Raw genomic sequence first — 12752 nt, forward strand, 5'->3', positions numbered from 1 at the left:
CTAGCTTGCGATCGACTCTACCATTTTTGCAGGAGGCAGGAGGCCAAAGGCAGAAGCATCGAGCAGTTTACGCATAGGTCAAGTCGAGCCTGCTGCCCTCCCTCATCAAGCTTTTACAAAGCAGCGGTACATCTTCAGCAACTTTTCGCAATAGCTTCACCGTTCGATCGAGTTTGTCCTGATAGGATGTAGCGAACTCGGTAGAAATACTCCCGCAAGACCACATAGCAGAGGATTTTGGCGATGATGAATTTCCCAAATCGCGAAGCGACCCTAGCCTGTGGTGGCAGTTTTGATGCCGCCTTGACCGACCTTGCCGCGCTCGCTTCACTCACCTGTCACGTTTCGATCGCGCTGGTCGCGCTAAACGGCATCGAGCGCGTTTGGTTCCAAGCATCAACCGACTGCCAAATCGATGCGATCGCCCGTGAGATTCGCAAGACAATTGGCCTGTGGACTGCCGACTCCTGCCAAGTTAAAACGCTGGTCACTCAAGAAGGCTACTATCTGGTTGCCGTACCGATTTTGCTTTCAAGTCGAGTGCTGCTTGGCTGGCTTTGTCTACTGGATCAGACTGTTTTTGATCTCAATGCTAATCAGCGAGAAGCTTTGCAAATGCTCAGCAGCCAAGTGACGACTCACTGGATAAATGGCGTACAAAAGTATCGGACTGAACAAGCGTTGAAGCAAGCTCGACAGATGTTGGAAGACACACAAGCTCAGCTTATTCAAGCAGAGAAGCTGTCGAGCTTAGGTGAAATGATTGCTGGAATTGCACATGAGATCAACAATCCGTTGAGCTTCGTACATGGCAATATTAACTATGTGAGCCAGTACATTCAAAATCTATTCGAGCTAATCCATCTTTATCAGCAAAGCTATTCGCAGCCTGTTGATGCGATTCAACAATTTAGTCAGGCGATCGATTTTGAGTTCCTAACCGAAGATCTGCCAAAGTCTTTGATCTCAATGAAAGTAGGAGCCGATCGCCTACAACAGATCGTCCTAAGCTTGCGAAATTTTGCCCGCCGCGACGGAGATGAAAAAAGGCTGAGCGACATCCACGAAGGCTTAGACAGCACGCTGACCATTTTGCAGCATCGTCTGAAGGCCGCCGATCAGATTGAAGTTATCAAAGAATATGGTGAAATTCCGCTGATTGAATGTCACCCTGAACAGCTTAATCAGGTGTTCATGAATTTAATTGGTAATGCGCTCGACGCCTTTGATCAAAGCAGTCAACCGCTTCAGCGAATTCGGATTACTACTGAAACAGTTTCTCATTCCACACCAGCAATTGTCGTGCGTATTCGTGATAATGGAAAAGGCATGGCCGCAGACATTCGCGATCGTATTTTTGACCCATTTTTCACTACAAAACCGCGAGGAAAAGGGACAGGCTTAGGTTTAGCCATCAGCCATAAGATAATTGTGGAAGGACATGGCGGTCAGCTTAGATGCTGGTCTGAGCCAGGGCAGGGTACTGAATTTTCGATTGAACTGCCGCTGCCTGCTGCATTCACACAGCCTGCTATTGCGGCTCACGCCACATCGCGACCTGCTGCTTAGCGTGAATATTTTTAATGTGCTTCTTAACCGTATCGATCGCAATATGCAGCTTGGCGGCGATCGCTTTATAGCTCAAATTGCTGCGTCGTAACATCCACACTTCCGTTTCGCGACTGGTTAATCCGTAACGTCGTGCTTCTGCAAGGGCAACACTTTGATTGTTGCGGTCGCGATTTTCGATCGTTACCAGTAAGCAAACCTCGTTAACTTCACACTCAATTCGGCGGACGCGGACGCGCAAATTGTGAGCTTGCTCAGCGCGAATTTCGTCTTCTAAGATAAACATCTGCTCTGGAAGAAACTGTTGTGTTTCCAGCAGCGCAACGCAAACTTTCCAAATCTGAGATGGCAGATTCGATCGCGATGCTGTCAGCAACTGACAAATATCTTGTGCAGACTGATTGGCATATTTTATTTGTCCTTGCGCTGTAATTACTAAAATTCCGTCTATCATTTCTTCTAGAACACCATAAAGTAGCATTTGTTTTCCGATAGGTTCTGTCGAGAATTGCGAGCCTAGATTAGGCGATAGCACACTCTTCGCAGGGGTCATTTCGATCTCCCAAATGAACAACAGCACAACTTCTAAACGGCGCGATCGATGGACTTAAATAGACAGCAAACAACCGAAGATGCGATCGCCTGTACGTTCGCGCTCTTCAGTTTTCGTATGCCACGACTACATCCAAGACGCGAATCATTTCGGTGATTGATACTGAACTTATCGGAGGCGATCGACGGTATTATGCAAAGATGAACGATTCAATCACGCTGACGCAGCGATTTTCGACTGGCAAAGATTTTGCTGAAGCGGCGATCGTCGATTCGCTGGCGTTGACGGCAGAAGAACGAACGCGATCGCGCCATCATTTCAAAACAGCTTCAGGGCGATCGGTTTACTTCAATTTGCCACGTGGAACCGTTTTGCAGCATGGCGATTTGCTCTCTTCTGATGACGATCGACTGGTCAGCATTGCCGCCAAACCAGAACCCGTCCTTACCATCACGGCGCACCAAGCGATCGATCTGCTTCGTGCGGCATATCATCTCGGTAATCGCCATGTGCCGCTGGAAGTGACATCCACCTATCTGCGGCTTTCGCCTGATCCGGTTTTGCGGACGATGCTCGATCGAATGGGGCTGCATGTCGCCGAAGAAATTGCGCCGTTCTCACCAGAAGTGGGCGCTTACGGACATTTGCATCACAGCAGCCATACTCATGACTGAGCCGCATCTGCAACTGCTGCAACTGCTGCAATTGACGAGTCCAGCGTTGCCTGTCGGCGCGTTTAGCTATTCAGAAGGGCTAGAAACCCTGGTGCAGTTGGGTACGATCGCCAATGCTGCTAGCCTTCAGCACTGGCTGATTCAAGAACTCAGCTACGGCCAAATTCGTCTTGAAGCGGCTGTCATGTTAAGAGTCTATGAAGCAAGTTTGGTTGATTCGGCTCACCTGAGTCAGTGGAATCACTGGCTTTCTGCCGTCCGCGACAGCGAAGAACTGCGCGAACAAAGCTGGCAGATGGGACGATCGCTCGCTCGACTGCTGATCGATCTGTCGCCTTGCGTACAGCCGCTGATTGCTGCCTGCGGAGAACCCTGCAACTATGCAGCAGCCTTTGGCATTGCCGCAGCAAACTGGCGGATCGATCGTCACACAGCCACCCTTGGCTACCTCCACAGTTGGGCAGCAAATCTTGTTAGCGCGGCAGTCCGCCTGATTCCGCTGGGTCAAACAGCAGGGCAGCGATCGATGCTCGAACTGCATCCGCAAATTCACCAAACTGCCGAGCGAATCTTGAACTTATCTGATGCAGAACTGACCGCTTGCGGCTGGGGCTTGTCGATCGCCAGCATGAACCACGAAACCTTGTATTCACGGTTGTTTCGCAGCTAGTGTGAATTGGAGAAGTGCTGACTGCCTCATCATCAATCGTTCAAACTGAATGCGATGTTTGTAAAGCTGTGCTGTCTCAGTATCCAGGCAGGCGATCGCTTCTGGCAGAGAAGTTACAATTTTCACGGAAATCTAAGCGCGATCGAAACCGACATGACCAGACTGCTAGCGGGCGACATTGGCGGGACAAAAACGATTTTGCGACTCGTGGAAGCGCAACCATCCAGCGAGGCCGAAGCAAATCTCACCACGCTGCACGAAAATCGCTATGTCAGCGCCGACTTTCCGGATCTCGTGCCAATGGTGCGCGAGTTTTTCAGCGAAGCCGAAGCCGCACTCGGCGAAAAACCGCAGATTCAAAAAGCCTGCTTTGGCATTGCAGGGCCAGTCGTCAACGACACCTGCAACCTGACGAATCTCTCGTGGCAGTTGGCCGCCGATCGCCTCGAACAAGAACTGCACATTCCCCACGTCACGCTGATCAATGATTTTGCTGCTGTCGGCTACGGCATTTTGAAGCTGGAAGCGGCAGATTTGTGCTGTTTGCAGGAAGGCGAACCGCAACCGCACGCCCCGATCGCCATCATCGGCGCGGGAACCGGACTCGGTCAAGGATTCCTCACCTGGCAGGGCGATCGATATGCCGTTTATGGAACCGAAGGCGGACATACGGATTTTGCACCGCAGACCGAGCTTCAGTTTCAACTGATGAAATATCTGCTCGACAAGCACAGCATCGGGCGCGTTTCGGTCGAGCGAGTCGTGTCGGGACAAGGCATTTTGGCGATCTATCAGTTTTTGCGCGATCGCGAATTTGCCCCGGAGTCTCCTCAGATCGCGGAAGTGGTTCGCGCTTGGGAGCATCAAATCGGCCAGAAGGAAAAAACGGTTGATCCCGGTGCGGCGATCGCCCAAGCTGCCGCTGAACATCGCGACTATCTCAGCGAGCAAACTATGCAGATTTTCGCAGGTGCATACGGCAGCGAAGCAGGCAATCTCGCTTTGAAAATCCTGCCCTACGGCGGGCTATACATTGCAGGCGGCATCGCAGCGAAAAATTTGCCCTTGCTTCAGCGCGATCGCGACCCCAACAGCTTCCTCAAATCGTTTTTGGAAAAAGGCCGAATGCGTCCGCTGATGGAGCGCATCCCGATCCAGGTGGTTCTCAATCCGCAGGTTGGGCTGATCGGTGCTGCCGTTTGTGCGGCTCGTTTGCCAGATTAGAAGGTAGGCCGTTCAGATGAATTGCAGCCGATGCGCGATCGCAATCCAGTCATCGAGCATTTCGCGATCGATCGCTTCAAACCCGACCGCTTGCAAGGCGGCATCGATTTCCTCAGCCCGATCGATCGTGTAGCCTGCTGTAATCAAGATGCCCTTTGGCTTGAGGGCTTGCTGATAGTCAGTTGCGAGCGTCAAATGCAGATGGGCGAGGATGTTTGCCACGATCAAATCGAACTGCGCGATCGGACGAATCGCGGCTACGCTGCCAAACGAACTGCCGTTCATCCAGTGGCCGAACTCGCTGCCCTGTCCCAAACTGCCCTGCAAGGTTTGCACCTGTGATTCGACCCCGTTCAGCTTGACGGTCGATTCCGTTGCTTGCACGGCGATCGGATCGTTGTCGATCGCCATCACGTCCGCGCCCAGCTTTGCCATTGCCACGCTCAAAATTCCCGATCCTGAGCCAAGATCGAGCGTTTGCATCGACGGTGACAGGTGGCGATCGAGCAGCTTCAGGCTAACGATCGTGGCGGGATGCAGACCGCTACCAAACGCCAAGGTGCTGCCGATTTGTAAAGTAATTTGGTCAGTTTCGGCTGGCTTGCGATCGGGTGGCTGAATCGTGAATCGCCCGATCGAAGTCGTGGGCGAAGCGGCGATCGTAACTTCATCCACGTTGAACGCTTTCAAAGCGCTGGTGAGTTTGGTGCGTTCGAGAGAATACAGCGTGGAGGCAATGCGATCGACCTCAAATCCTTGCGCCGGATACAGCCGCACTCGATACGGCCAAGATTCGCCCTCGGTCGGTCGAATGTCGATTTCGCCCGCATAGCCGATCGTGGCGAGCAGCGATCGCACCCAGTCGATGCCTTCTGCCGTTGCCTCTAGCCGCAGTTCGATTCGATCGTCCATTAAGCTTGGCTGGGTCGTCCCAGCGTCGTGATGTAGAGGACAGCTTCATCGCTGGGAATGCCCAGCACCTCGTTGACGGCATCATCAAAAAAGCCGCCGATGCCGCTGACGCCCAAGCCCAAGCGGATCGCCGCCAAGTTCAAGCGCTGGCCGAGGTGTCCGGCGTCCATGTGGAGGTAGCGGTAGACGCGATCGCCATACTGATCAACGGCTTTTTGCAAATCAGCCGTGTGAAACAGCACGGCTCCCGCATCGCGACCGAGATTTTGCTGGAGACACAAGAAATGCAGTTCGCGCCGAAAGTTCTTAAAGCGAATTTGCCGCAGTTCTTGGGCTTTGGGCGCGTAGTAGTAGCAGCCTTCTTCCAAGCCGTCCACGCCTGATACGGCGATGAAGGTTTCAATCAAGTTCAAATCGAAATAGTCGGGCGTCGGGTCAAGTTCCTGATCGATGTAGTGCTGTGGCTGATAGGTGAAATCCAGCAGGGCGTTGAGTTCTGCCAGCTTCAGGGCTGCACCGCTGTAGGCACGAGTCGATCGCCGCTGGTGCATCGTCGTTTCCAGCATAGTCAGATTTTCGCCCCAGTCGATCGCGGCTGAAGCGGTGGAAACCTTGAGGCAAAACGGAAAATTGTATTTGTCGTCGATCAATGCAGTGGGCGCGATCGTCCGCAAATCTGCCGTTGTGATCTGTGTAGCCTGATGGAAGTAGCTGAGCAGTTCACCATCGGGAATGTCGGGATAGTCGGTTTGCGTCGCGGACGGTAGGGCAGTCGGCGCGAGGGGAAGATTTTGCCGCACGTCGAGCAGATCGGCCAAGGGCAGAACGGCGATCGCTCCTTCCTGAGTCGCGTCGAGATACAGCAGTTCATTGACGGCAGCATCGTGGAAGCCGCCAATCAAATGCGGGCGATAGTCGGTGATGGCGCTTGCCAGTTCCAAATTGCCGATCAGATGGCCGCTGTCGAGGAAAATGCGGCGATAGGCACGGTCTTGATAGCGCCATGCCGATCGATAAAACACAGCCGTCAGCACGATCGCCAGTTGCGTATTGTCCAAGGTCGGATGCCAAAAGCAAGCCGCTTGCAGAGTTGACCACACTTGGCTATCCCAAAAGCGCACGATCGAATGCGACTGCGGCTGATAGCTGTAGAGTCCGGCAGGCAGCAGCGGCGTTCCCCGCGAAATCACGTAGAGTTCCGTCGGATACAAACCGCCCGCCGACGGAGCCGATCGCAAATAAACCGCTTCGCCGCTCATCGTCAGCATTTTCACCGTCAGCCCATAGCTGTCATACAGCAAGCGCGAAAGCCGCTGCCACTCACCTGCCTCGCCGTTTTGCAAATCGCCCATCAGGTGCGGCTTTAGGTCATAGACCGTGCCGATTTTGTATTCTTTGAACGGCACAGGCTGATTTGCCCAGTCGATCGAGTGCGATTTGCTGGCGATCGATTGAGGTGAATATTTGGTGCGCTCGTGGTAGTGGCGAGCGATCGAAACTTGCAGTTCCGGCATAAGCAGTTCAGAACGGTCTTTCGATCGATCTTGGCAGACGCGATCGAAATTCGGCAAACCTGGGTGGAATTTTCGATCGGATGGCTAAACGGTTTGGAGGAATCGATCGAGCTTCCTTAAGAGATTTTGCTCGCATCCCCTAACCCCTTCTCGCTGGAGGAGAAGGAGAACCGGATCGGAAGTCCCTCTCCCTCAGCGAGAGGAATTTAGCAAGGGCGTTCCTACCAAGGATTGCCGATCATCGTGAAGCCTGCCCAGTAGTAAGGATGCGACAAGTCGCCTGCGATCGATTCTTCTACCTGCTGCGGAAGTTCGATGCCGCGCATCGCTTGCTGAATTGTGGGACTGCTGAGGTGAAGCTGATTTCGCAGCAGCGCTAGTTGCGTTTGCCGCAGGGCTTCAGCTTTGGTCGGAGCGGTTTTTAGCTGCTGGTAAAAATCAATCATCGTCACCAGCGTGGCCGCATCGGAGATACTCCACCAGCTTGCCAGTGCCGCCTTTGCGCCGGACTGTACGGCCAGCCCCGCAAATCCCAGTTCCACATTCGGATCGCCCAACGCCGTCCGGCAAGCACTCAGCACCAAAAGCTGCACCACAGGCTGAAGCAGTTGTAAATCGCGGAGCTGATCGAGTCGCAAGGGGCGATCCCAAAAGCGAATATAGGAATTTTGCACTTCTCCGGGTTCAAAGGCGGCATGAGTCGCGAGATGCACAATTCCGTAGGGATAGATCGATCGCTGCCGTCGCAGTTGTCCGACCGTAAACTGCTCATTCAGCAGCACTTCGCTTTGCCACAACTGCGCGATGGTCGCCAGTTCGCTCGGCACGGCAGGCAGCGGACTTTCCTGCTCAAACTCAGACGCCCCCATTGCCAGCACGCGCAGGCCATCGAGACGGGCGGGACGGCGATCGAGCAGGCTAAAGGCGGGAATCAAGCTGACGCTGTAGGTTTCGATGATGAACTTGCTGCCGTCATGCAGGGCGGCGATCGGCACGCTGCGTAACCCGCCACCCACACAGAAAATCAAGCTATCAATCTGTTGGCGTTGCAGTTCTGCCTCAAACGGCGCAATCAGCCATTGATAAAGCTGCTGGGCAGCAGGTAGATAATCTTGCGGTCGGGCAATCACGTTCACCAAGCTTGATTTCAGTGCCGCTGTCGTTGCCTGCACTTCTGATGCAGCGATTGGATGGCGATCGTGCCTCGGTTGTCCATCCGGCGACAGCAGCATCACCTCAAGCTGAGTGGGCAGCGAAATTGCATAGATCAAGGCCGATCGCTTGCCTGTGTGTGCACGCTGCCGCAAGCTTTGCACAATTTGATCGGGCGACAGCAGCGGCAGCGTGATTTGCCGCTGATAATATTCGTCAAACTGTACTTTCCAGCCTTGTTCAAGCTGCTGCACCGCGTCCGTCAGATCGCCCCGATCGAGCGTTGCGCTTAGCCGCGCCGGATCGATTCTCAAGCTCGAAAGTGATCCGGATTCCGGCGTGGTCTGTCCGATCGTCGGTAGGGAAAGCAGCAAAACGCAGCCGATCGCAACAACAAACAGCAGGCTCGATCGGAAAAAGTGCTTCATAAGATGCGATGCCCAAAATTCCAAAGTGGAACAGTAAAGCAGCAACAATTGACAGGAACGAATCAAGCCGATCAGCAGTTCGTTGAACCAAACTTCAGCTTTCAACAAGGAAATTGCTTTCCTCACTTCAGCGCGTTATTCCTGAGTTTAATCAAGCAGATGATGTTTGGATCGGGATCGATCGCCAAATTTCCTAAAACTGATAGGTTTTTAGATAGGCTGCAATCAAAGTTTTTGTTTCTGCCAAAAATGCTTGTCGCTGCGCTGATTCACGAGTCAACGCGAGCCACAGCAGTTCACTTGCCGCTTTGAAGATGGTGGTTGCAATCAGTTCACATCGCGCCGCATCCAGTTGAGAATTTCGCTGCGCCAAGAAATCAGCGAGTCCCATCAGCATCAACTGGTCATATTCGTTTAGCACACTTGCATCCGCAACGGTCATCAAATCAATCAACTGTCGCAACACGGCCTGATAGCCCGGATGCTCATTGGCAAATTGCTCGAACGCATCAATCATGCGATCGACATAAACAGTAATTTCCACGTCCGCCAGTTCAACATGCAGCCGCGCCAGCATTTGATATTCCTGCTCAAAATAGCGGTTGGCAAGTGCCCGCACGATCGCCGCTTTGTCTGGAAAAAACTGATACAAAGAGCCGACTGGAACATTGGCTCGTGCCGCGATCGATCTGGTCGTGGTCTGCTCATAGCCCACTTCAACAAACAACTGCTCGGCCACATCCAAGATGTGATGCACTCGCTCTTGGCTGCGTGCCTGCTTTGGCTGGCGTCGCATAGGCTGTTGCTGCACTGCTGAGCTTTTCGCACGATCGTTTGACATGTGTTGACGAACCCTTGACAAAAGATGAACGCTGTTCGTATTTTATAAATGTGAGCATTGTTCATATTTTATCAGGAATCGGATTCCAGGAGGTCATCATGTTGACGACTCGATCGATCGGGTAAACGCTGCAAGGCATCAAAGCCTTTGTTACGCTGCTGTTTGACGACAGCGGAGATTTGGAACCTGTTTGGAAACTGAGCCAAAGCCTGATCGATAGTGCTGCCTTTGAGCAGGCGATCGCCACGCTGAAAACGCAGCCCACAGTCGCCGCGCTGCTGGCCGAGCGATACGTTGCGCCGCCGCACGACTTCGCAATGCTGCGGCAGCATCCGCCCGATTCCCTGGGCTATGTGTACGCGCAATTCATGGAGGAGTCGGGCTTTGCACCGCTGGAACCTGCGATCGCGATCGACTCGGACACGCACTATGTCGAATATCGCTGGCAGCAAACGCACGACATCTGGCACATCATTACCGGATTTGACACCAGCGAAATTGGAGAAATTGGTCTACAGGCGTTTTATCTAGCGCAGTTTCAGTTGCCGCTGTCAAGCCTGCTGATTGCGAATGCGCTGATTAGCGTCACGCTGATGCAGCCGGAAGCGCTCAATTCGATGCTGGCAGCGATCGCGCAAGGCTGGCAGATGGGTAAATTTGCTGAGCCGCTGATTGCTCAAAAATGGGAAACTGCCTGGGAAAAGCCTGTGACGCTTTGGCAAGCCGAACTGAATGTGCAACCTGTGAAGGCTTAAATCTGCTTAAATCTATGTCCTGCAAATTCCGCTGGCGCATCCTTCGCCTCACCTATCCTTGGCTACCGCTGGCGATCGCGCTTTGGCGCATCATTACCGCGACCGATACTTGTCGCCTTCGTGCACGTCTGCGCTTTTGGAAGCTCTACAGCCGCATTGACTTCGCGAACCTGCTGGCGATCGCCCACGACATGATCCAGCCGGAATACTGGCTCTTGTGATGCCGCTTTGTTCATCTGCTGAGTCAAAATCGCTGCATTGCTCGTCAAGACATGAGAGATTAAAGCCTGAGTGAGCAAGGATTGAGTATGGCGATCGATTTAGGGCGTAAACGCACACCAGGACAGCTTATTTTGGGCTTTGCCGCGATTTTCTGGCTCGTCTGCGTGGTGCTGGTTTTGTGGCGCTACTACAACTTCTATCCCACCTACACCGCTTTTGACCAAGGCATTTTCGACCAGGTGTTTTGGAACAGTTCGCACGGACGTTTCTTTGAAAGTTCGTTGTCGTCCAGCTTGTCGAGCGCCGTTGTTCACGATCGCCAGTTGCCCACCGTCGATTATCGTCGATTGGGACAGCACTTCACGCCCGCTTTGATGCTGTGGCTGCCATACTACCGAATTTTTTCATCGCCTGCGGGTTTGTCTGTGCTTCAGGTGACGCTGATTGCGATCGCCGGACTGCTGCTGTATCAACTGGCTCGTCTGCATTTGTCTTCCCGACTGTCGCTGTGGATTGCGGGCAGCTACTACGCCGCCAATGCGGTTTTTGGACCTGCGGTTGCCAACTTCCATGACCTCTGCCAAATTCCGCTGTATATTTTCTCGCTGCTGCTGGCGATGGAAAAGCGCTGCTGGTGGCTGTTTGCCCTCCTGTGCGTGTTTACCGTGCTGGTGCGCGAAGATGCGGGAATCGTGCTGTTTAGCGTTGGTTTTTATCTGGCTGCCAGTCGTCGTCATCCGCGTGTCGGGCTGGCCGTTTGCATCTTCAGCTTTCTCTATGTCGCCCTGCTCACCAATTTGGTCATGCCTGCGATTTCGGAAGATGTTTCGCGCCGCTTCATGATCGAGCAGTTCGGCCAGTATGTGGAGGGCGAAGAAGCTTCGACGTTTGATGTGCTGTGGGGCATGATCAGCCATCCGGGACGCTTTTTCTATGAGTTGCTGATGCCGATCGACAAAACGATTCGCTATCTGCTGGGGCAGTGGCTGCCGCTTGCATTTGTGCCCGCTTTGTCTCCGAGTGCGTGGGTGCTGGCGGGCTTTCCTTTGTGGAAGCTGATGATGTCGCAAGACCCCACCGCTTTGTCGCTCGATCTGCGCTATGCCGTGACGATCGTGCCCGGATTTTTCTATGGTGCAATTTTGTGGTGGGAACGGCAGGGCGAGCGGCCATTTCCGAAGCTGCGCGGCTTGTGGCGGCTGTGTCTGGTCGTCTCTTTGGTTCTGATCGTGATTTCTAACCCAAATCGATCGCTCTCGGTTGTGATCCCAGATTCGTTTCAGCCTTGGGTCTACACTTCTCCCGCTCGACAGTGGCAGCACGCCCAGGTGATTCGATCGTTTCTCGCGCAAGTGCCAGATGATGCCAGCGTTGCCGCCACAAACTACATCGTGCCGCATCTGTCGAATCGCCGCGAACTGCTGCGCTTTCCACAAGTGCGACTCCGCAACGATGCGGGCAAAGCGGTGTTTATGGACTACGCGATCGTGGATATGTGGCAACTCGTTCAGTATCAAGAAGCGTTTGACGACGATCGCGAACGCCTCCAAGCCATTGTGCCTGCGATCGATCGGCATCTAGAAACTGAACGCTACGGCATCACAGCGTTCGAGGACGGCATTGCTTTTCTACGTCTACGCACACCGTCTGATCCAATTGCGCTGCAAGCTTGGCAAGCCTATCGTCAAGAAATTGCTTCAATCTGGCAGCCAGACGAAGACTAAAGCGGCTGGCGGACTCGAATTGGCAGCGACTCGCCCGACTTGATATAAACGTCTTCCGCGACGCGCTTGAGACGGCGCAGTTGTGCCTGCATATCTTGGCGCGTCAAATTTGCGGCAAACGTATTGAAGCCGTAGCGGACGATCGCATTGGGAATCGTAAACTCAAATCGATTAATTAAGTACGTGCCGTCTTCGCGCGGCTGACATTCCCAGCGATCGCGCCCCTTGAAAAATCCGTCAAAGCCCCACACGACCAGTCCCGGTTCACGCTGAACGACCGTACTGATCAGCGTCGGCTGCAAAAACGGAATTTGAATCACAAAGCGGCTTTTGCTGCCCACAGTGGTACTCCAATCGCCGATCGGCTCACACCGCAAGGCGGGATTCAGCCAGCGGTGCATCAACTTCAAATCGGTAATGCACTGCTCGACAGCAGTTGCACTGGCGCGAATGGCGATCGATTGCTCAAACTGATAAGACGACATGCGGACTTTAGATTCTTTCACAGTTCTAC

14 protein-coding genes are annotated in these 12752 nt (G+C 53.4%); 8 read left to right on the forward strand and 6 right to left on the reverse strand.

Features of this window, described 5'->3' with window-relative positions; translation table 11 throughout:
* Positions 1–243: 243 nt before the first annotated feature.
* A complete protein-coding gene (locus tag H6F67_RS04065) occupies positions 244–1569 on the forward strand; it encodes a sensor histidine kinase (RefSeq protein WP_190763572.1) in 1326 nt (441 codons plus the stop codon).
* Here the strand turns inward: H6F67_RS04065 and H6F67_RS04070 are convergent.
* Positions 1532–2050, reverse strand: a complete 519-nt coding sequence (locus tag H6F67_RS04070) for a LuxR C-terminal-related transcriptional regulator (RefSeq protein ID WP_190763574.1) — start codon at positions 2048–2050, stop codon at positions 1532–1534. The two genes, H6F67_RS04065 and H6F67_RS04070, sit on opposite strands and share 38 nt — an antisense overlap.
* Before the next feature lie 272 nt (positions 2051–2322).
* Between H6F67_RS04070 and ureE the strand changes: the two genes are divergently transcribed.
* The 3 genes from ureE to H6F67_RS04085 all read left to right on the forward strand — a co-directional run bounded on the left by ureE (position 2323) and on the right by H6F67_RS04085 (position 4690).
* Positions 2323–2796, forward strand: coding sequence for an urease accessory protein UreE (gene ureE / locus H6F67_RS04075; protein WP_190763576.1), 474 nt, complete (start codon positions 2323–2325; stop codon positions 2794–2796).
* Positions 2789–3466: an urease accessory protein UreF gene (locus H6F67_RS04080; protein WP_190763578.1), complete on the forward strand. Its 678-nt coding sequence runs from the start codon at positions 2789–2791 to the stop codon at positions 3464–3466. Before ureE ends, H6F67_RS04080 begins: the two co-directional genes overlap by 8 nt.
* 153 nt (positions 3467–3619) lie before the next feature.
* Positions 3620–4690: a glucokinase gene (locus H6F67_RS04085; RefSeq protein WP_190763580.1), complete on the forward strand. Its 1071-nt coding sequence runs from the start codon at positions 3620–3622 to the stop codon at positions 4688–4690.
* Between the two features lie 12 nt (positions 4691–4702).
* Here H6F67_RS04085 and H6F67_RS04090 read toward each other — a convergent pair whose 3' ends face one another.
* Together H6F67_RS04090 and H6F67_RS04095 are read right to left on the reverse strand one after the other, a co-directional pair.
* Positions 4703–5602, reverse strand: coding sequence for a 50S ribosomal protein L11 methyltransferase (locus H6F67_RS04090; protein ID WP_190763582.1), 900 nt, complete (start codon positions 5600–5602; stop codon positions 4703–4705).
* Positions 5602–7116: a SagB/ThcOx family dehydrogenase gene (locus tag H6F67_RS04095; RefSeq protein WP_190763584.1), complete on the reverse strand. Its 1515-nt coding sequence runs from the start codon at positions 7114–7116 to the stop codon at positions 5602–5604. The genes H6F67_RS04090 and H6F67_RS04095 overlap by 1 nt, the downstream gene beginning before the upstream one ends.
* On the opposite strand from H6F67_RS04095, the gene H6F67_RS28040 reads away from it, so the two are divergent.
* Positions 7102–7236: a hypothetical protein gene (locus H6F67_RS28040; protein ID WP_277874551.1), complete on the forward strand. Its 135-nt coding sequence runs from the start codon at positions 7102–7104 to the stop codon at positions 7234–7236. The two genes, H6F67_RS04095 and H6F67_RS28040, sit on opposite strands and share 15 nt — an antisense overlap.
* A 101-nt stretch (positions 7237–7337) precedes the next feature.
* On the opposite strand, the gene H6F67_RS04100 is transcribed toward H6F67_RS28040, so the two are convergent.
* The gene (locus H6F67_RS04100; RefSeq protein WP_190763586.1) at positions 7338–8696 is read right to left on the reverse strand and encodes a CHAT domain-containing protein; all 1359 of its coding nucleotides are present in this window, start codon (positions 8694–8696) and stop codon (positions 7338–7340) included.
* A 193-nt stretch (positions 8697–8889) separates the two neighbouring features.
* Complete coding sequence (locus tag H6F67_RS04105; protein WP_190763589.1) at positions 8890–9492, reverse strand: TetR/AcrR family transcriptional regulator; 603 nt, start codon at positions 9490–9492, stop codon at positions 8890–8892.
* 224 nt (positions 9493–9716) lie between these two features.
* Here H6F67_RS04105 and H6F67_RS04110 point away from each other — a divergent pair, with 224 nt between their 5' ends.
* The 3 genes from H6F67_RS04110 to H6F67_RS04120 all read left to right on the forward strand — a co-directional run bounded on the left by H6F67_RS04110 (position 9717) and on the right by H6F67_RS04120 (position 12238).
* Entirely contained in the window at positions 9717–10292 is a 576-nt protein-coding gene (locus tag H6F67_RS04110; protein ID WP_206753883.1) for a Coq4 family protein, read from the forward strand.
* Positions 10293–10306: 14 nt separating this feature from the next.
* Positions 10307–10513: a hypothetical protein gene (locus H6F67_RS04115; protein ID WP_190763591.1), complete on the forward strand. Its 207-nt coding sequence runs from the start codon at positions 10307–10309 to the stop codon at positions 10511–10513.
* An 87-nt stretch (positions 10514–10600) separates the two neighbouring features.
* Positions 10601–12238, forward strand: coding sequence for a DUF2079 domain-containing protein (locus tag H6F67_RS04120; protein WP_190763593.1), 1638 nt, complete (start codon positions 10601–10603; stop codon positions 12236–12238).
* Here H6F67_RS04120 and H6F67_RS04125 read toward each other — a convergent pair.
* A complete protein-coding gene (locus tag H6F67_RS04125) occupies positions 12235–12723 on the reverse strand; it encodes an SRPBCC family protein (protein ID WP_190763665.1) in 489 nt (162 codons plus the stop codon). The two genes, H6F67_RS04120 and H6F67_RS04125, sit on opposite strands and share 4 nt — an antisense overlap.
* Positions 12724–12752: the final 29 nt, after the last annotated feature.

The organism is Microcoleus sp. FACHB-1515, assembly GCF_014696105.1.
Lineage (GTDB): Bacteria > Cyanobacteriota > Cyanobacteriia > Elainellales > Elainellaceae > JAAUTJ01.

Excerpts from the sequence above, each read along its gene's own strand:
- H6F67_RS04065 (WP_190763572.1), top strand. The coding sequence starts at position 244 with ATGATGAATTTCCCAAATCGCGAAGCGACCCTAGCCTGTGGTGGCAGT.
- H6F67_RS04070 (WP_190763574.1), bottom strand. The coding sequence starts at position 2,050 with ATGCTACTTTATGGTGTTCTAGAAGAAATGATAGACGGAATTTTAGTA.
- ureE (WP_190763576.1), top strand. The coding sequence starts at position 2,323 with ATGAACGATTCAATCACGCTGACGCAGCGATTTTCGACTGGCAAAGAT.
- H6F67_RS04080 (WP_190763578.1), top strand. The coding sequence starts at position 2,789 with ATGACTGAGCCGCATCTGCAACTGCTGCAACTGCTGCAATTGACGAGT.
- H6F67_RS04085 (WP_190763580.1), top strand. The coding sequence starts at position 3,620 with ATGACCAGACTGCTAGCGGGCGACATTGGCGGGACAAAAACGATTTTG.
- H6F67_RS04090 (WP_190763582.1), bottom strand. The coding sequence starts at position 5,602 with ATGGACGATCGAATCGAACTGCGGCTAGAGGCAACGGCAGAAGGCATC.
- H6F67_RS04095 (WP_190763584.1), bottom strand. The coding sequence starts at position 7,116 with ATGCCGGAACTGCAAGTTTCGATCGCTCGCCACTACCACGAGCGCACC.
- H6F67_RS04100 (WP_190763586.1), bottom strand. The coding sequence starts at position 8,696 with ATGAAGCACTTTTTCCGATCGAGCCTGCTGTTTGTTGTTGCGATCGGC.
- H6F67_RS04105 (WP_190763589.1), bottom strand. The coding sequence starts at position 9,492 with ATGCGACGCCAGCCAAAGCAGGCACGCAGCCAAGAGCGAGTGCATCAC.
- H6F67_RS04115 (WP_190763591.1), top strand. The coding sequence starts at position 10,307 with ATGTCCTGCAAATTCCGCTGGCGCATCCTTCGCCTCACCTATCCTTGG.
- H6F67_RS04120 (WP_190763593.1), top strand. The coding sequence starts at position 10,601 with ATGGCGATCGATTTAGGGCGTAAACGCACACCAGGACAGCTTATTTTG.
- H6F67_RS04125 (WP_190763665.1), bottom strand. The coding sequence starts at position 12,723 with ATGTCGTCTTATCAGTTTGAGCAATCGATCGCCATTCGCGCCAGTGCA.